This window comes from Micromonospora sp. NPDC047812 (assembly GCF_040704175.1).
Lineage (GTDB): Bacteria > Actinomycetota > Actinomycetes > Mycobacteriales > Micromonosporaceae > Micromonospora.
This window is the reverse complement of sequence record NZ_JBEYRY010000008.1, coordinates 1-18,674: the sequence shown is the minus strand read 5'-3', so window position 1 is coordinate 18,674 and position 18,674 is coordinate 1. Positions and strand designations below refer to the sequence as shown.

Below are 18,674 nucleotides of genomic sequence, written 5' to 3'. Positions count from 1 at the left end.
GGCCGGGACGGTGGGCCTGGCCGTCGTCGAAGCGGTGGGCCTGGCCGGGACGGTGGGCCTGGCCGTCGTCGAAGCGGTGGGCCTGGCCGGGGTGGTGGGCTCGGCCGGGGCTGAGGTCGGGGCCGGGGTCGTGGGGCGGATGGTCGGGGCGTCCGGCAGCGTCGCGCGGGGGGCCTCGTCGTCCTCCCGGCCGCCGCCAAGGCGGTCACCGATGCCGTCGAGGACGGCGTTCCCGTCACCCGTAGGAGGGGGCGGGGCGGCGCCGGTGGCGCTCGGGAACGGCGCCGCACCCGGTCCGCCCCCCGGTGCCGGAGGCGCGCTCGTCGGTGCCGGAGGCGTGCTGGTCGGTGCCGGAGGCGTGCCGCTCGGCACCGCAGGCGTACCGGTCGGTGCCGGACGCGTGCCGTCCTGGCTCGGAGTGGGGGTCGGGCAGTCGGGAGTCCGCGGCGCCACGGCGTGCACCGGCGTCGGGCCGGGCGCGGCGAGGAAGCCGCCCAGGTTCACCCCGATCAGCGAGAAGAGCGCCGTGACCGAGGCGACCACCGCGTAGGGGATCCGCTGCACGGTCTTCCTCCTCCGGGGGCTTCCGCGCGGGTCGCCCGATCGGCCGGCGACGTCCCCGCGCCCGAGCGGCCACAGTTACCGATGAGTAACGAACGTGCGACGATGATGCCCCGCCGAGACGTGGGCCACAAGGCCCGGATCGACGGTCGGCACGGCCGGAATGACGCTCGGTGACGCCCCGCCACAGGACCCTCCGAGGCTTATCGATGCCTATCTATTACTTTCCTCGCAAAGAGGGCGCATCGCCGCCCGCCCTGCGACCGTCGGTGACGGGAAGCCGTGCAGGTTACGGTTCCGTAACGACGAGTCCCGTACGCGCAGAAAGGCCGCCACCGTCGCCCCGCGTACGAGGACGACGGTGGCGGCCCGTCATCTGGCAGCCGGTGATCGACGCCCACCCGTGGGCGTCGGTCGACGGCCCGCTACCGGCGCCCGGCCTCGCCGTCGCGCCCGGACGCCCCGGAGGTCACCTGCTCGGACGACGTCCGCGGCGCGGGCGCCGTGGCGGCGTCGGCGTCCCCCTCGGCGGCGCGGTGCCGCGCGGCGGCGGTGGCCCGGCGTCCGGCCAGCACCAGCCAGAGCCCGACGATCAGCGCCAGCGCGCCGACGACCGTCAGCACGAGCGGAATGGTCCGCCCGATCAGCAGCAGCTTGTCCCGGTTCTTACCGGCCGACTCGACGCTGTTCGCGATGGTCTGGTCGGTGTAGACGAAGTCGGCGTCCAGCAGCGCGGTGGGCGTGCCCTGGTTCGGCACCAGCGTCTTCTTCTGCTGTTCCCGCACCTTGACGAAGTTGCCGCTGACCGGCTCGACCCAGATGGTGCGGGTGTTGCTGTACATCACCTTGCCGCTGGTCGCGCCCGGAGCGAACGCCCCGAGCAGGCCACCGACCCGCTCAGCCGGCATGCCCAGGTCGGTCTCCTCGATGACCTGCTGGAACCGGTACGCCTCCGTGCCGTTGATCTTCTCGGTGCCGTCGAACCGAATCGGCAGCGCCTTGCGCACGTCCCGGTCGAAGTACTCGTAGTCCTTGCGCTCCGTGTGGAACGGGAACTTGTAGGTCTGCCCGCCGAAGGCAACCTCGCTCGGCCCCTCCGGGCCGTCGGCCTGGAGGAACTGCTTGTCCCAGCCGACCGCCGCGGCGGTGCGCCGGTCCAGGGCCAGCTCCGCGGAGTACTGGCTGATCACCTCGCCGGTCTGGACCCACTTCACCGTGCCGTACGCGCCCCAGACGACCGCCTTGCCCTCCAGGTCACCGGTCATCTCCGCCTCGGTGTTGCCGGCCTGCGGCGCCACCTCGGTGGTGGCCTCCAGCGAGCCGGTCTGCACCGTCGGCGGGGCATCCTTCTTGAGCTGCAGGAACTTGGCGTTCTCCGCCACCGCGACGCTCGACTTCAGGCAGCCCTCCGGCTTGCCCTCCGCGTTGCACAGCTTGAGGTCGTACGGCAGTTTCGTCACCGTCGGTGCCACGAAGAACGCCGCTCCCGCGGCGAGCACAAGACACAAGACGCCTATCCCGAACAGCACGGCGCCCAGACGAGCCTTCACTGATCCTCCCAACAAAGACAGTCAGCCGGTGTCCGGCGAGCGGTCCTGTCCCTAAACTTGGCCGCAGGTTACTCCCGGGTTACATATTCACGCGACCCTCTGGACGGTTGATGTCTGCCCCAACTCCGGATCACGACCTCCGCCGACTGCCCGCGCTGGACGCCGTACGGGTGATCGGCGCGCTGGCCGTCGTCGGGCACCACGTCGGGTTCGCCACCGGTGCGAACACCGGCGACTCGGGGCTGGGCAGCTGGTTGTCCCGCCTCGACGTGGGCGTCGCCGTCTTCTTCGTGCTCTCCGGCTTCCTGCTCTTCCGTCCGTACGCCCACGCGTCGGCCACCGGGCAGCGGTCCCCCTCCGCCCGGCGCTACCTGTGGCGCCGCGCGACCCGCATCCTGCCCGCCTACTGGCTGACCGTGGTGGTCTGCCTGCTGGTGCTGCCGCAGAACCAGCCGACGGCCGCCGGCGACTGGTGGCGGCACCTGGCGCTGGCCCAGATCTACGAGCCCCGGCAGTTGCGCCACGGCCTGAGCCAGACCTGGAGCCTGGCCACCGAGGCGGCCTTCTACCTGCTGCTGCCGCTGCTCGCCGCGCTGCTGCTCCGGCGGCGCTGGCGTCCCGGCCGGTCCGCCGTCCTCATCGTCGCGGCGGGGCTGGCGATCACCGCCGCCTGGGTGGCCCTGATGGGGTTCGGCCTGCTCGACCTGGGCCTGCACACCATGTGGCTGCCCTCGTACGCCGGCTGGTTCGGCGCCGGCATGGCGCTGGCGACCGTCCACGTGTCGCTGCGCACCGGCACCGGTCACCGCTGGCGGTGGCTGGACGACCTCGGCGCCGCGCCGCTGGCCTGCTGGTCGGTCGCGCTGGCCGCCCTGGCCGTGGCCACCACGCCGATCGTGGGTCCCCGCGACCTGGCCGAGCCCACCGCCGCCCAGTTCGGGCTGAAGATGGCGCTGTACGCCCTGGTGGCGGTGATGCTGGTGCTGCCGGTGGCGTTCGGGCCGGCCACCCGCACCAAGGCCGTCCTCGGCGGCGCCGTCGGCCGGTGGCTCGGCCGGGTGTCCTACGGGCTGTTCCTCTGGCACCCGTTCGTGCTGGAGGGGGTGTACATCGTGGGCGACCGGCCGAACTTCACCGGCGACACGGGCGAGATCTTCCTGCTCACCGTCGCCGGTGGGCTGGTCCTCGCCGCCGTCAGCTACTACGCCGTCGAGCGCCCCTTCCAACGCTGGAACGCTCCCCGGCCGCGCCGCGGCGCCAGCACGAGGGAGAACCAGAGCACCGTCACGGCGGCGACCGCCGCCAACTGAGGCGCCGCGTCGGTGTGCCCGCCCCGGGTCACCGCGTACCAGCCGGCCAGGCCGAAGCAGGCCACCGGCAGCCAGCGCCCGGCCACCCGGTAGACCCGGCGCAGCCCGCGCCGGTCCGGCGGGTGCAGTTGCGGCGCCAGCGCGTGGCCGGCCACCACGCCGGCCGCCGCCAGCAGCGCCACCGCGACCGCGGCCAGGCCGCCGACCAGCAGCAGCGCCGCCCCGCCGAACACGAGGGCGAGCAGCCGGTGCCGTCGTCGACGCGGCGGCCCCGCCACCGCCACCGGCACGCCCCGGCTCGGGAGCAGGGCGGCCACCGCGACCCCGCCCAGCGCGACCGCGCCGGCGCCCAGCGCCAGGACGTACCCGTCGTCGGGGGCGAACCGCAGCAGCACCTCGCCGGAGAACCCGGCCGGCACCAGCCAGCCCTGCTGCCAGCCGTCCACCACGAACGGGGTGAGTCGCTCGCCGCCCGCGGTGGCCTCCCACCCGGCGTTCGCGTTCTCCCGCAGGGCCAGCACCCGCTGACCCGGGTACCCGTCCAGGTGCAGCGACCGGCGGGTGGCCGACCAGCCGTCCACCCGGACCGGGGTCTGCACGGCGTCCGCCACCTGCGCCGAGCCGGCGACGCCCGCCGAGCCGGCCGCACTGCCGTCGGAGGGCCCCGGGACCACGGCGTGCGGGGTCAGGACGAGCCGGGTGGGCGTCGCCAGCCGGCTCGCCGCCGCCACCACCCGCACCTCTCCGCCGGCCAGCGGCAGCGGATCCTTCGCGCCGGCGCCGCACAGGAGCGCGTCCACCTCGCGCAGCTCCGCCAGTTCCCGCCGGCTGGCCACCAGCGCCGTACGGCGCCGTACGGCGCCGACCTCGACGGTGGGCCCGGAGCCGCAGGGGAGCGTGACGCGCGCCTCCGGGTCGTTGCGGAGCACCGGTCCGTCCGGCAGCACGGTCAGCTCGCCGACGCCGACCGGCAGGCCCTGTGACAGCCGCCGGTACGGGTCGAAGGTGTTGGCCGGCACCACGTCGGAGATCAGCACGGTGATCTCGTCCGTCTTCAGCGGCCGGTCGAAGACCAGGCTGCCGCCCTCGTCGAAGACGCCGCCGCGCATGCCGCCGTCCCCGATCACGGTCGCCTGCCACGGGCGGGCCGCCGCCGCGGTGGGCGGCAGGGTCACCTTCAGCCCGGCGATCTGTTGGGGTTTCGGCCAGGTGAGGCGCAGCCACGGCTGCCGGTCGGAGCCGGCGGCGTACCAGGTCGTCGCCGGGTCGCCGTCGACCACCGCGCCCGGCCGGGCGGCGGGGTGCGCAACGCCGACGCTGGAGGCGACGACCACCGGGCTGACCCCGCGTGCGACGGCCGCCGCGCCGCCGCCGTCCAGCAGCGCGTTCAGTGCCCCGCCCGCACGCGGGCGCACCCGCAGCGCGACGTCGTAGCCGGCGGCGACCGGCAGGCTCAGCGTCCGGTCGATCCGGTCGCCGTCCTCGGACTCCCGGACGAGCCCGCCGTCGCAGATCGGCCGGCCCTCGTCGAAGACGCAGGGCGAGGCGCCGGCGGCGGCCGTGAGCACCACGGAGGCCGGGGCGGCGGTCGCCGGGGGCGCCGGCACGGCCAGGGTGCGCTCGGCCCGCACGCCCGGGATGGTGACCTCGGCGATGCCGACGCCGCCGAAGCCGGCCCGGATGTCGAAGACCGCGTCGATGGAGATCCGCACCCGCCGGGTCGGGTAGCCGGCGGGCACGGTGACCTGCACGCTCTGGCCCGGGTTCTCCACCACCGCCTGCTGGTTGCCGGCGCTGACGGTGATCCTCGTGGGCAGGGAGTCGGCGCCGGTGTCGAAGACGATGCCCACCTCGCGGACCACCTGCGGCTCGGTCAGCTCCACCTCCAACCACTGCTGGGTGGTGACCGTCCCGGGCGCCGAGCGCCAGGTGGTGGCGAGGCTGCCGTCGAGCGCCGCGTACGGCTGGTGCGCCGGCCGGCCGCCGACCAGCGGCTGGGCGTCGGACCAGGAACTCGACGCGGTGACCGACCCGATGCCCAGGTAGCGCACGGTGGTGGCCTGCTCCTCGCCCCACGGCGGCAGGTAGTCCCGGGCGGGCGCGCCGAGCCTCGCCTCGTCGGCGGAGGCCATGGTCGCGGAGGCGTTGTCGTGCGGCTGCCCGAACGCGACCTCGCGCCGGCGCATCCCGTCGGTGAGCACCACCGGGCCGTCGGCCAGCCCCGCCGGCCGGTCCCCGGCGAGCACCGTCGGGGCGTCGGAGAGCCGGCCGGCCGCCGCGATCTGGAGCAGCGACTCCGGCCCGCCCACCACCGTGGTCAGGCCCTTCGCGTCGTACGCGACGACGGGGCTCACCGGCCGCGCGACCTCGTACACCTCCAGGGCCCGGACCTTCACGTCGAGCCCGTGGTCGACGAAGTTGCCGGGCAGTTGGCCGCCGCCGACCTCCGGCCCGAAGGCCCGCACCGGACGGATACCGGGCGAGCGTTGCAGCGCCTGCCGGACCACCACCGGTTGGGTGGCCCCCGAGCGCCCGTAGTCGAGATCGGAGCGGAGCAGCAGGTACCGCACGCCGGAGCGGGCGAGCAGGTCGGCCAGCCCGGCGGAGCCCTCGCCGTTGGCCAGCGCCGACTCGACGGCGTCGAGCAGCCGGATCGTGCCCGGCGGGGTGAGCGGCACCGAGCTGCGTACCGCCCAGGGGCTCTCCAGCAGCGGCTGGGTGACCTCGTCGCTCGGGCTGCCCCACAGGTAGCGGGGGAAGCGGGCGGCGGGCACCACCAGCACCCGGTCGTCGCCGAGGTTGCGGTCCAGCCAGGAGGTCGCCTGGTGCCAGTAGCCGGGCACCTCCCGGAAGCTGCCCTGGGCCGGCAGTCCGGCGGCCAGTGCCGGCGCGGCCACCCCGGCGACCGCGACGAGGGCGGTGCCGGTGACCAGCACGGCACGCAGCCGCACCGGCTGGAGCAGGCGGGGCAGGCCCGGGTTCACATCGGGCCGGTCGCCCGCGCGGGCCGCCCGGGCCACCAGGCCGAGCAGGTGGGCGAGCCCGAGGATGAGCGGCAGCCGCAGCACCACGTCGAACTTGTGCACGTTGCGCAGCGGCGCGCCGGCCGCGTCGAGGAAGTCCCGCTGCGTCTGGGCGCCGAACCCGTCGACCGCGCCGACATGGCCTAGCCCGACCAGGGCCAGCCCGACCAGCAGGCCGGTGACCAGGAAACGCCGGTGCGGCATCCCGCGCCGGGCCAGGCCGGCGAGGCCGAGCCCGGCGACCACCAGGGTGGCGACCACCAGCGGCTGCTCGGTGGCCAGCCGCCACCCGGCCGACCAGGACGGCCCGTAGGCGCCGTTGAGGTACGCGTGCCAGTGCGAGGCGCCGCGCAGCACGGTGGTCATGTCGGTGGGGGCCGTGGTGACCGGCGCCGTCTCGATGTAGTCGAGGAACGGCGGGCTGTACCGGCCCAGCAGCAGCAGGGGCACCAGCCACCAGGCGGTGGCGGCGCCCACCGCCAGCCCCCAGGCGACCAGCGCCCGGCTCCGCAGCCGGAACGGGTGCAGGCCGACCAGCCAGAGACCGGCCAGCGGCACGACGGCCAGCACCGCCGTCGCGTTGACGCCGCCGGCGCACGCCACCACCAGCGCGGACAGGGTGACCGCGCGGCGTACGGAGCCACCCCGGGCCAGCCCCACGAGGGGCACCAGCACCCAGGGCGCGAGGGCGCTCGGCCACGCCTCCACCGAGATCGGGCCCAGCTCGGTGACCAGCCGGGGGGAGAGCGCGAAGGCCACCCCGGCGACCAGGCGGGCGGCCGGCGTGCCGATGTGCAGCCGCTCGGCCAGCCGGACCACGCCGGTGCAGGCCACCGTCATGAGCAGCGCCCACCAGAGCCGCTGCACCACCCAGGCCGGCATGCCGAGTTCGTCGCCGAGCAGGAAGAACGGGCCCATCGGCCAGAGGTAGCCGTACGCCTGATTCTGAAGCTGGCCGAAGGTGCCGTCGGGGTCCCAGACGTGCAGGGCGCGGCTCAGCCATCCGGCCGGATCGACCGCCAGGTCCACCTTGGTGTCGATGACGATCATGCCCGGATCCTGGAGGAACGCCAGGGCCGACAAACCGAGACAGACCGCGACCAAGCGCAGACGCCACACCCTTCTCGATGTGGCGTCCGGTCGGTCGGTCAGCTCCGGGCGGGCCGGCGCCTGCTGCATCTCGCCTCCGATCGGGCATTGCGGGGGCCGTGACGAAGCCCATAGTGTGACGCGACGCGAAGACTACTCGGCAGTAGGAGTAAGTGTGGAAGCACCGCCTGCCGCCACCCGGCACGTACTTTTCCTCAACTGGCGTGACACCCGGAACCCCGAGGGCGGCGGTTCGGAGGTGTACGTCGAGCGGATCGCCGGTGAACTCGTGCGCCGGGGCCACCGGGCCACGCTGCTCTGCGCAACCCACTCCGCCGGCCCCGCCGAGGAGACCACCGCCGCCGGCGTACGGGTGCTGCGGCGCGGCGGCCGACACACCGTCTACCTGCGCGCCGCGCTCGTCTACCTGGCCGGCGCGTTGGGCCTCGGGCCGCTGACCCGGCGGCGGGGCGGTCGCCCCGACGTGATCGTGGACGTCGGCAACGGCCTGCCCTTCCTGTCCGCCCTGTACGCCCGCCGACCGGTCATCGCGCTGGTGCACCACGTGCACCGCGAGCAGTGGCCGGTGGTGCTGGGCCGCTGGCTGGCCGGCTTCGGCTGGTGGGTCGAGTCCTGGCTCGCCCCGCGCGTCTACCGCCACTGCCAGTACGTGACCGTCTCGGCGGCCACCCGGCAGGAGCTGGCCACCCTCGGCATCGACGCGTCCCGGGTCGCCATCGTGCACAACGGCACCCCCGACATGACGGTGGGGCCGGTGCCCCGCACCCCGCAGCCGTCCCTGGTGGTGCTCGGCCGGCTCGTGCCGCACAAGCAGGTCGAGCTGGCCCTGCACGCGGTCGCCGGGCTCACCGGCGAACTGCCCGGGCTCACCCTCGTGGTCGCCGGCCAGGGCTGGTGGGAGCCGCAGCTGCGCCAGCTGGCCGGGGAGCTGGGCGTCACCGACCGGGTCCGGTTCACCGGCTTCATCAGCGACGCCGAGAAGCGGGAGCTGCTGGCCAGCGCCTGGGTCGCGCTCACCCCCTCGCTCAAGGAGGGCTGGGGGCTGACCATCGTGGAGGCCGGGGCGGTCGGCACGCCGACGGTGGCGTTCCGGGGCGCCGGCGGGGTCGAGGAGGCGCTCGTCGACGGCGAGACGGGTCTGCTCGCCGACGGCGTCGACGACTTCGTCGCCAAGGTGCGGCTGCTGCTGACCGACGACGGCCGGCGTACGGCGATGGGCACGGCGGCGCGGGCGCACGCGGCCCGCTTCACCTGGCCGGTCTCGGGCGAAAAATTCGCGGCCCTCGTGACGAGGGCCGCGAACGTTCGGGCTGTGGTGCCGGCGGAGCAGTTGGAGCCGGTGGAGCCGTCCTACCTCGTGCCGTAGACCAGCGGCTTGTTGGCGCCGCCGCCACCGTCCGAGCTGGTCCGCGCGGCCTGCTCGGCCTTGGCGGCCTCGGACGACGAGGTGCCGGTGAGGGTGGTGGCCAGGGCCACCGACCCGAAGACGCCGAGAGCGACCGCGATCACTCCGGCGAGAACCAACGAGAGAGCACTGCGCATGGTGCTGACTTCCTCCTCGTGAGCTGCGTGCGCGGGACGTTACCACCAAGTAGCGTCAGTGGGGAGGGCCGCGAGGACGATCGATACCGGCCCGGCGGCGGGAACCGGCGGCAGCTCACCGCGCGCCGGGGCCGCGCGCGGCCGGGTTCTCGTACAGGGTCAGGTCATCGCCGACGTACACCTCGCGCAGCCCGACCAACGCCGCCGGGTCCGCCCGCTGCCCGCCGGCCACCCGCTGCACCACCACCCAGCGCACCCCGGTGTCCCGCACCGGGGCACCGGCGTCGAGCACCCGCCGCACCTGCGCGACGCGCGGGTTCTCCCCGCTCACCTCGCTCGTGCCCACCCAGAGCGTGTCGTCGACGAGGACGTCGGCGTCGACGTAGCGGGGCAGCGGGTCGAGCGCCGTCCGGCCTCCGTTCCAGGGATACGCCCGGTAGGAGCCCAGCGGCAACGAGAGCACCTCGCCCGGCTGACCGTCGAGGCGGGCGGCGACGGCGTCCCAGTCCGCCGGATAGGCCACCGGCCGCAGCCGGCCGGCCGCGCCGAAGGCCAGGTCCGGCAGGACCACCACCGGCAACGCCAGCGCGCCGGCCAGCACCGCGCCCGCGCCGGCCCGCCCGGTCCGGCCCGCCGCCGCGGCCAGCCGTTCCGCGCCGAGCGCGAACCCCAGGGCGACCAGCAGGGCGTACGGGACGAGGAACTTCTGCCCGTCGCGCAGCACCCCGGCCCCCGGCACCGTGGCCACCAGCCACTCCAGCGACGCGCCCAGGCCGGGCAGCACGCCCAGGGCGGCGAGCAGGAAGCCACCGGCCGCCAGCACGGCCAGCCGGTCACCGGTCCCGTCCGGCCACCGGCGGCGCAGCGCCCGGTAGCCGAGGACCGCCACGGCCAGCACGACGGCGGTGGCCAGCGGCGCCAGCGGGGACGACCGGCTCGCCGGCGTGGTCTGCGCGTTCCAGATCCCACCGGTGCCGGCCAGGGCGCCGAGCGCTCCGCTCCAGTTCTCCGCCCGGGCCGCGAACGCCGCCACCCCGTCGGGGTCGGTCCGGGCGTCCGCCCTGGTCAGTGCCGCCGCCACCAGCCACGGCGCGTTCAGCAGCAGCACCGCGGCGATCGCGGTCGCGGCGACCCGGCCCCCGCCCCGCCGCGGCACCAGCACGACGGTGGCGGCCAGCGCGATGAGCCCACCGGTCGGGGTCACCGCGGCCAGGGCGGCGGCCAGCACCAGCAGCGGCAGGGCCCGCCGTCCACCGGCCCGCAGCCGGATCACCGCCAGCACCAGCCAGGGCAGCGACGCGTACGCCAGGAGCAGGCCCCAGTGCCCGATCAGCAGCCGCTCCGCCAGGTAGGGCGTCCACGCGTACCCGACGGCGGCCACCAGCCGGGTGACCGGGTGCCGGGCCGGCACCAGCAACCCGGCGCCGACGGTGGCGAGCAGCAGCACCGCGACCAGCGCCAGCCGCTGCACCAGCCACCCGGGCACCACCTGGCTCGCCAGCGACACCAGGGCGTCCAACGGCACCGCCCGGGGCAGCGAGTCGGACGGGGCGACGAGTTCGGCGCGCCACGGCTGGTGCGGCACGAAGACCATGTCGTAGCTGAGCACGTAACCGGGTGCCGCCAGCGGAGCCAGCACCAGCAGGGTGACGGCCAGCCCGAGCCCGACGAGCATCGACCTCTCCCGCAGGGTTGACCTCCTCATTACGCTGACCGGGCGTGGCACCGGCGTGGCGCCACTGTACGCGCGCCCGTTGCACAGCCGGGAGTGCCGGCGACACGGGACGGTTCATGGGTACGGATTCGGAGCAGCCCGGCCGGGCGGGGAGTCTCGGCACCGCCGGCGTCGCGGTGACGCTGGCCGGCGTGTTCGTCAACGGGCTTGCCTACGTGGTGCCCGTCCTCGGCGCGCGGCACCTCGATCCGGCGGAGCTGAGCGCGCTCGCCACGCTCCTGGCGTTGGGTGCGATCGGCGGCGTGGCCAGCACCGGGCTCCAGATCGCGGTCGCCGTGCACCGGGCCCGGCACGGTCGCGCCGCCACCGCCCGACCGACCCTGCTCACGGTGCTCGTCTCCGCCGTGCTGCTCGCCCTGGCGCTGCCGGTGGCCGCCGTCCAGCTCCGGCTGTCCGCCCCGGCGGTGCTGCTGCTCGGCGTGCTCACCGTGGCGGTCGTGGCGGCCGGCCGCTGGCTCGGCGAGTTGCAGGGCGACCAGCGCTTCCTGCGCCTCGCCGGGGGCATGGCGCTGCTCGGCGCCGGCCGCTACGGGGGAATGGTCGCCGGGCTCACGCTCGGCGGCGGGCTCACCGGGTCGCTGCTGGCCGGCGCGCTCACCTCGGTCCTGGTGCTGGCCCTGCTGGTGCGCCTCAACCGGGGCGCCGGCATCGACCCGACCGTGCCCTCCCTCGCCACCCGGACGGTGCTCATCGCCAGCGGGGCCACCCTGGCGATGCTGGTGGTCTCCTACGCGGATCTCCTGCTCGCCCGCCGCTTCCTGCCGCCGGACGTCTCCGGCACCTACGCCGTCGGCACCGTGCTGACCAAGGGGGCCCTGTGGGCGCCGCAGGTGGTGACGGTGATCGCGCTGCCCCGGCTGGCCAGGGGTGACCGGCGGGCCCTGCTCACCGCGCTGGCCCTGGTCGCCGGCGCCGGGGCGGTGCTGGTGCTCGGCTCGGCGCTCGCCGGCGGGCTGGCATTCCGCCTGGCCGGCGGCCCCGACTACGCCACGGCCGGCCGCTACGCCCCGCTCTTCGCCGCCACCGGCGCCCTGTACGCGGTCGTGTTCATCCTGGTCAACGCCCGGGTCGCGGCGTCCGCCCGGTGGCCCGCCGCTCCGCTGTGGACGTCCACGGTGATCTTCGTGGCCGCCGTCGCGACCGTCGTGCCGCGGACCGTCGCCGGGATCGCCGGGGCCGCCCTGGCGACGGCGGCGGTCACCGCTGTCGTCACCGGGTTCCTGACATTGGCCCACGAACGGGACAGCAGGCCGAAACGCACCCGTACGGCCACTACCACCCCCGCGGGAGGACATGTCACAGTGCGGGACGGATAACCAGGAGACGGGGGTTTCTGGTGAGCGTCAGCACGGCCACGACCGGATCCGGGCCAGGGAAGGGCCGCACACACGCACGCTGGTTGCTCGTGTTGTACGCCACCGCGCTGGTGCTCACCCTGACGGCCGGCGTACCGGGCCGGGCGCGGGCCGAGGGCGGCATGTCGGCCGACCGGCTCACCGCCCTCTTCGAGCGCTACGGCGACACCTCCGGCCGGTGGAACGGCGCCGACCGGACGGCCTCGGTCCGGCTCCCGGACGGCCGGCTCCTCTGGCTCTTCTCCGACACCTTCCTCGGCCCCGTGGGCCCGGACGGTTCCCGCCCGCGCACCGCGTCGTTCATCAACAACTCGGCCGTGGTGCAGCAGGGCGACGAGCTGCGCGAGACGGTGCACGGCGGCACCGCCGACGACCCCGCCTCGCTGGTGCCGCCGCCGGCCGCCGACCAGTTCCACTGGATCGGCGACGCCCAGGTCGTGGGCGAGACCCTCCAGGTGCTGGTCAACCGCTACCGCCGGACGGGCGACGGCCCGCTGGACCACGTCCTGCTGGGCACCTCACTGGCGACCTTCGCACTGCCCGGCCTGACGCCCACCGGGGTCCGGCCGCTGCCGCTGGGGGAGCGCGTCTCGTGGGGCTCCACCCTGCTGCGCGACGGCGGACACACCCTGATCTACGGCACCGAGGCGAGCGGCGAGACGAAGTTCGCGCACGTCGCCCGGGTCGCCGGGACCGACCTCAACGGCCCGTGGGAGTTCTGGACGGGCACCGGCTGGACGCCCGCGGCGGACCGGTCCGCCCGCATCCTCAGCGGGGTCGGCACGTCGTACGGGGTGCAGCGGGTCGGCGACCGGTACGTGCTCGTGACCCACGAGAACAACCTGGTGTTCAGCGCCGACCTGGTGGCCTACTCGGCCGACGGGCCGACGGGGCCGTTCGACGGGCCGGACTACCTGCACCGCGCGCCCGAGACCGACGCCGGGCACCTCGTCTACGACGCCGACCTACACCCCGACCTGGCCCGCCCGGGCAAGCTGCTGGTCTCCTACAACGTCAACAACGTCGACGACGCCGTGACGTACGCCGACGCCGGCCTCTACCGGCCCCGCTTCGTCGAGGTCGACTGGCCCCGCCCCCGGCCGGACCGGGCCGACGTGCCACCGGCGCCGGCGGCGCTCACGGCCGAGGCGCGGGGCGCGGGCAACGCCGAGCTGCGGTGGCGTCCCGTCCCGACCGACGACGAGCTGCGCTACCTGGTGCACCGCCGGAACGTGACCGCCGGCCAGACCCACTTCGTGCGGATCGGCGAGCCGACCGCCGAGCCCCGCGCCTCGGCCGACTTCCTGGTCAACGGGCACCAGTACGAGTTCCGGGTGACCGCCGTCGGGCGGCGCGGCGAGAGCCCTGCGTCGCCCGTGGCGCGGATGACCGCCACCGTGCCGCCGCCACCGCCGCCGGGCGGGGTGCGCGCCGAGGCCGGCCGCACCGGGGACGTCGCGGTGCACTGGGAGCCGGTGCCGTTCGTCCAGCTGTTCCGGCTCTACCGGCGCGACGTCACGGCGGGGCAGCGGGAACCGGCCCTCGTCGGCACGTTCACCGGCACCAGCGCGACCGTGGGCTCGCTGTGGCACGCCCGGACGTACGAGTTCACCGTCGTCGCGGTCGGGGGCGGCGGGGACAGCCCGCCCTCGACGCCCGTCCGGGCCACCGCCTCGGTCAGCCCGCCGGCCGCGCCGGCCCGGCTGACCGTCCAGGCCCAGCCGGACGGCAACCTCCGACTCGGCTGGGCCAACCTCGGGCCCGGCGTCTCCTACCGGGTCTACCGGCGCGACGTGACGGCGGGCCAGAGCCGCCTCGGCCCACCCGCACTCGAGAGCCGGCCGAGCCACCTCGCCCGTCACCTGGAGCACGGCCACGAGTACGAGTTCGCCGTCAGCGCGGTGGACCGCGACCGCGAGGGTCCGCTCTCCCCGCCGGTGCGGGCGCAGGCGCGCTTCACCGCGCCGACGGTGGTGCCGACCGACCTGCGGGTGACGAAGATCGGGCTGGGCGAGGTGGAGCTGACCTGGCGGTCGGCCAGTCCCGGCGGATGGCACCGCGTCTACCGGCGGGACCTCACCGCCGGGGAGCGGGAGTTCACCGAGGAGGAGGTGCCCGTGCAGGGCACCGAGGCCACCATCCGTCAGCTGCGCAACGGCCACGAGTACGAGTTCGTGGTCGCCGCGGCCAACCAGGCCGGCGCCGGGCGGCAGAGCAGGCCCGTCCGGGCCGTCCCGCGGCTGCCCACGCCGGCCGGGCTGGCGGCGACGGCGGCCGGCAACGGCGAGGCCCGGCTGACCTGGCGTCCGGCGGGGCAGGGCCTCGCCTACCGCGTCCAGATGCGGGACGTCACGTCCGGCGGGGAGTGGCGGACGGACCCGGTGCCGGTGGGCGGGACGGACTTCACCGCCGTGCTGCTGGTCCGCGGGCACCGCTACGAGTTCCGGGTCGCCGCCACCGACGGCGTCGACACCGGTACGCCGTCCGCGCCGGTCGCCGTGGTCGTCCGCTGAGAAACCGGCGACGGCCGCGTCGCGCCGGAGGAGCTGGCCCGGTCAGGCCCCGGCGGCGAGCCAGGAGTGCAGCAGGTGGTGGTCGATCGAGTCGGCGCGGCCCAGCGGCCGTCCGGCGACCGCCCGCTCGCGCAGCTCGTCCCGGGTGAACCAGCGCGCCTCCAGCAGTTCCTCGCCGTCCACCCGCACCTCCTCGGACGCGGCGGTGGCCCGGAAGCCGATCATCAGGCCGGCCGGGAAGGGCCACGCCTGCGAGCCCACGTACGCCAGGTCGGTCACCGTCACGCCGGCCTCCTCGGCCATCTCCCGCCGGACGGCGTCCTCCAGGCTCTCGCCCACCTCGACGAAGCCGGCGAGCGTCGAGTACGCCCCCTCGGGCGCACCCGCGTGCCGGGCCAGCAGGCAGCGGTCGGGGGCACCGGGCGCCTCGATCAGCACGATGACCGCCGGCTCGATCCGGGGGAAGAGGAGCCGGCCGCAGTCCGCCCGCGCGCACGACCGGACGTGTCCGCCGCCCCGGGCGACTGTCGACGCGCCGCACGTGCCGCAGAAGCGCTGCTGGCGGTGCCAGTGCAGCAGCCCCCGCGCGTACGCCTGGACGGCCGCCCCGGCCGGGTCGAGCCGGCCCACCAGCGCCCGGACGTCCACGGCGGCGTCCGCCTCCGCCACCTCGACGGCGGCGGCCTCGGGCAGCCCGGAGAGGTCGACGGCGAAGACGGCCGAGCCCTCGTCCATGCCCAGGAAGACGGTCTCGTCGGCGACGGTGAGCGCCTTGGCCGCCCGTTCCCCGGTCAGCCGCACCGGCACGCCCCCCGCGACCAGGCAGCGGTCCCGCCAGAGCGGCAGCAGGGTGCTCGCCGGGTCCGCCAGCAGCGCGGCGATCCGTTCGGGGTCGGTACGCAGTTCCCCCGCCCGGTCCAGCCAACCGCCCCCGTACGCCAGGACCGCCTCGTCCGTTCCCATGCCCCCTACCGTGCCATGCCCGACGGCCCGTCCGACGACCGGCCGGTGGTCCGCGACACGCCGTGCGACACGCCGCGACGCGACGGGTGGGGCGCTGGCTCCCGCCCCGCCGGAGCGCCGGTTACCGTAGGTGTCTTCCGGGCGGAGGCGCGCTCCGCCCGTTGTGGTACGTCCGATCGAGGTGACCGTGACGCTGTACGGCGAGCAGACTCCACCCGCCGACGACCGGCCCACCGTGCAGGTCAAGGCTGTGACCTGGCCCGGTGACGAGCCGGAGCCGGCCGCGCCGACGGGCAGGCCGGGCGGGTCACGGTCCCGCCGGATCCGCCTGCTGCTGGCCGCCGGGGCCGCCACGGCGGTGCTGGCCTCCGTGGCGGGGGCGGGCGCCTACGCGTACGCCGGTGACGTGCCGCGCGGGACGACGGTGCTCGGCGCGGAGCTGGGCGGCCGGAGCCGCGCGGACGCCGCCCGGGAGCTGCGGACCGAGCTCGAACGCCGCGCCGGCACGCTCAACGCCCCGCTGTCGGTACGCGTCGGCGAGCGGACCGCCACGATCGACCCGGCCACCGTCGGCCTGGCGGTCGACGTCGACGCCACCGTGGCGGCGGCGGCCGAGGCCGAGGCGCACGCCGTCGACCGGCTCGTGGGGTCCCGGGCGGTGCAGCCGGTGGTGACCGTGGACGCGGCCCGGCTCGACGCCGCCCTGGAGAAGATCGTCGGTGACCAGGGCCGGAAGATGACCATGCCGGCGATCACCTGGAAGGGCACCACGCCGAAGGCGGTGCACCCGAAGCCGAGCCTCGCGCTGGATCCGGAACGGTCCGCGCAGGTGGTGCGGGAGGGCTGGCTCAGCGGCCAGCCGGTGACGGTACCGCTGGTCGAGACGCATCCGGCGACCACCGCCGAGGAGGTGGACCGGCTGGTCGCCGAGCTGGCGAAGCCGGCCGTCGCCGCCCCGGTCACGCTGACCACCGGCAAGGGCTCGGTGCAGATCCCGCCGAGGGCGATCGCGAGGAGCCTCCGGTTCACCGCCGACAAGACCGGCAAGCTCACCCCCCAGGTCGACGTGAAGCGGCTGCGGGCCGCGCTCGGCGACGACCTGGCCGCGATCGAGGTGCCGCCGAGGGACGCTCGGATGACCATCTCCGGTGGCAAGCCGAAGGTCGTCGACGGCAAGCCCGGGCAGCAGCTCGACAGCGCGGCCCTCGGTCGCGACCTGCTCGCCGTCCTGCCGAAGGCCGACGACCGGAAGGTCACCGGCGAGCTGAAGCCGGCGGAGCCGGAGCTGACCGCGGAGAAGCTGGCCGGCCTGGGCATCAAGGAGCGCGTCTCCACCTTCACCACGCACTTCACCGGTGGGCTCTCCTCGCCGCGCAGCCAGAACATCGTCACGATCGCGAAGGACGTGGACGGCACGGTGGTGCTGCCCGGCGAGACGTTCTCGCTCAACGGGCACACCGGCGAGCGCGGCTACGCCCAGGGCTACCGGGACGCCCCGGTCATCCTCGACGGCAAGCTGGTCCCGGGGGTTGGCGGCGGCACCTCGCAGTTCACCACGACGCTGTTCAACGCGACGTACTACGCCGGGCTGGAGGACGTCGAGCACAAGCCGCACTCGTACTGGTTCAGCCGGTACCCGGCCGTCATCGAGTCGACCATCTTCTGGCCGGACCTGGACTTCAAGTTCCGCAACAACACCGAGCACGGCGTCCTGATCGACACCTCCTACACGTCGAGTTCGATCACCGTCTCGATCTGGAGCACGAAGATCTGGGACAGCGTGAAGACCGAGTACAGCCCGCGCCGCAACATCACCCACCCGAAGACGGTCTACCTGGAGCCCGGCCCGACCTGCATCCCCGCCAGCGGCAGCCAGGGGTTCACCCAGGACGCCTTCCGGGTGTTCAAGAAGGACGGCAAGGTCGTGAAGCGGGAGAAGTTCACCTGGCGCTACTCCGCCGAGCCGCGCTTCATCTGCGGTCGGGAGCCGTCCTGACGGCCGCCTGACTCACGCTCGGGGAAGCCCCGCCGGCCACGTCGCCGGCGGGGCTTCCTCCTGTCGTACGCACACCGCGTCGCGGCCTCCGTGGCGTGCGCGGCCGGTCCCTGTGCCTGCCTACCGGTGCCGAACCACAGGTTGGGCTCGGTGTAGGTGCCCTGGTCGAGTTCGCGGTCGACCCGCAGCGGGGCGAGACCGTCGGGGATGACGTAGTCGCCGCTGTCGGGGAGGACCATGCCGGTCCACTGCTCCCACTCGGCGACGGTGCCGGTCATCGTCTGCGACCGGGGTGCGGTGGCGATCAGCCGGGCGCCGAGCCGCCAGTGTGTACGCACCCAGGGATCGAGCGGGGCGCCGTCCTCGCGGGTCCAGGTGGCGAACCGCTCGATCGGGGTCAGGGGGTAGCGGGCCTTGAGCGTGGGCCGTACCGGGGCGACGATCCGCGGCCAACCGCGCTGGTCGGCCAGCGACCGCAGGGCCGTGAGCAGGGCACCGGCCAGCCCCCGGCCGCGTAGGTCGGGACGGACCTGGGCGGCCATCACCACCAGGGTGTCGGGGCGCTCGCCGCGGTCGTGGCCGTCGAGGGCGTGCCGCAGCGAGTCGGTGTATCCCTCGGGCAACTGCGCCGGGTCGCCGTCCCAGCGGATCGGCACACCCCACCCCGCCGCCACCAGCTCGTCGTCGCCGTCGAGCAGCACCAGCTCCAGGTCGGCGAACACCTCCCGTACGCGGCCGAGATGGCGACTCGCCTGGCGGTCGACGCCGATGAAGGCCGGCCAGCCACCGGAGAAGAGCCGCTGCATCTGGTCGTCGGGCCGGGGGCGGGCGTTCAGGGGTTCCACGACGGTCCGCACAGCGCCCTCCCCGAAAAGGTCCGTAACGCAGTTCAGGGCCACCCCTTGCGGGGTGACCCTGAACGAAAGATTGTCCGGCGGTGTCCTACTCTCCCACACCCTCCCGAGTGCAGTACCATCGGCGCTGGAGGGCTTAGCTTCCGGGTTCGGAATGTAACC

General features: G+C 75.1%; 11 protein-coding genes and 1 rRNA gene. 5 read left to right on the top strand and 7 right to left on the bottom strand.

Annotated elements, in window-relative coordinates; translation table 11 throughout:
* Positions 1-986: 986 nt before the first annotated feature.
* On the bottom strand, positions 987-2,090 hold the full coding sequence (locus AB0883_RS24625) for a DUF3068 domain-containing protein (protein WP_366643761.1): 1,104 nt from the start codon (positions 2,088-2,090) through the stop codon (positions 987-989).
* A 131-nt stretch (positions 2,091-2,221) separates the two neighbouring features.
* Here AB0883_RS24625 and AB0883_RS24620 point away from each other — a divergent pair, with 131 nt between their 5' ends.
* Positions 2,222-3,421 (top strand): acyltransferase, encoded by a 1,200-nt coding sequence (locus AB0883_RS24620; RefSeq protein ID WP_366643603.1) that lies wholly within the window; start codon positions 2,222-2,224, stop codon positions 3,419-3,421.
* Here AB0883_RS24620 and AB0883_RS24615 read toward each other — a convergent pair.
* Positions 3,313-7,623 (bottom strand): alpha-(1->3)-arabinofuranosyltransferase, encoded by a 4,311-nt coding sequence (locus AB0883_RS24615; protein WP_366643602.1) that lies wholly within the window; start codon positions 7,621-7,623, stop codon positions 3,313-3,315. The two genes, AB0883_RS24620 and AB0883_RS24615, sit on opposite strands and share 109 nt — an antisense overlap.
* Before the next feature lie 85 nt (positions 7,624-7,708).
* Here AB0883_RS24615 and AB0883_RS24610 point away from each other — a divergent pair, with 85 nt between their 5' ends.
* A complete protein-coding gene (locus AB0883_RS24610) occupies positions 7,709-8,920 on the top strand; it encodes a glycosyltransferase family 4 protein (protein WP_366643601.1) in 1,212 nt (403 codons plus the stop codon).
* Here the strand turns inward: AB0883_RS24610 and AB0883_RS24605 are convergent.
* Together AB0883_RS24605 and AB0883_RS24600 are read right to left on the bottom strand one after the other, a co-directional pair.
* Positions 8,905-9,096, bottom strand: coding sequence for a hypothetical protein (locus AB0883_RS24605; protein ID WP_148710173.1), 192 nt, complete (start codon positions 9,094-9,096; stop codon positions 8,905-8,907). The genes AB0883_RS24610 and AB0883_RS24605 overlap by 16 nt on opposite strands.
* Before the next feature lie 115 nt (positions 9,097-9,211).
* Positions 9,212-10,771, bottom strand: a complete 1,560-nt coding sequence (locus tag AB0883_RS24600; RefSeq protein WP_366643600.1) for a hypothetical protein — start codon at positions 10,769-10,771, stop codon at positions 9,212-9,214.
* A gap of 116 nt (positions 10,772-10,887) precedes the next feature.
* On the opposite strand from AB0883_RS24600, the gene AB0883_RS24595 reads away from it, so the two are divergent.
* Both AB0883_RS24595 and AB0883_RS24590 read left to right on the top strand, forming a co-directional pair.
* Positions 10,888-12,147, top strand: coding sequence for a polysaccharide biosynthesis protein (locus AB0883_RS24595; RefSeq protein WP_366643599.1), 1,260 nt, complete (start codon positions 10,888-10,890; stop codon positions 12,145-12,147).
* Between the two features lie 89 nt (positions 12,148-12,236).
* Positions 12,237-14,699: a DUF5005 domain-containing protein gene (locus AB0883_RS24590; protein ID WP_366643597.1), complete on the top strand. Its 2,463-nt coding sequence runs from the start codon at positions 12,237-12,239 to the stop codon at positions 14,697-14,699.
* A 42-nt stretch (positions 14,700-14,741) separates the two neighbouring features.
* Here the strand turns inward: AB0883_RS24590 and nudC are convergent, their stop codons facing one another.
* Positions 14,742-15,662, bottom strand: coding sequence for an NAD(+) diphosphatase (gene nudC / locus AB0883_RS24585; protein WP_366643596.1), 921 nt, complete (start codon positions 15,660-15,662; stop codon positions 14,742-14,744).
* Positions 15,663-15,843: 181 nt separating this feature from the next.
* On the opposite strand from nudC, the gene AB0883_RS24580 reads away from it, so the two are divergent.
* Positions 15,844-17,658: a VanW family protein gene (locus AB0883_RS24580; protein ID WP_366643595.1), complete on the top strand. Its 1,815-nt coding sequence runs from the start codon at positions 15,844-15,846 to the stop codon at positions 17,656-17,658.
* On the opposite strand, the gene AB0883_RS24575 is transcribed toward AB0883_RS24580, so the two are convergent.
* The gene (locus AB0883_RS24575; protein ID WP_366643593.1) at positions 17,613-18,515 is read right to left on the bottom strand and encodes a GNAT family N-acetyltransferase; all 903 of its coding nucleotides are present in this window, start codon (positions 18,513-18,515) and stop codon (positions 17,613-17,615) included. The two genes, AB0883_RS24580 and AB0883_RS24575, sit on opposite strands and share 46 nt — an antisense overlap.
* Positions 18,516-18,587: 72 nt before the next feature.
* A 5S ribosomal RNA gene (rrf, locus tag AB0883_RS24570) occupies positions 18,588-18,674 on the bottom strand; the annotation flags it as partial.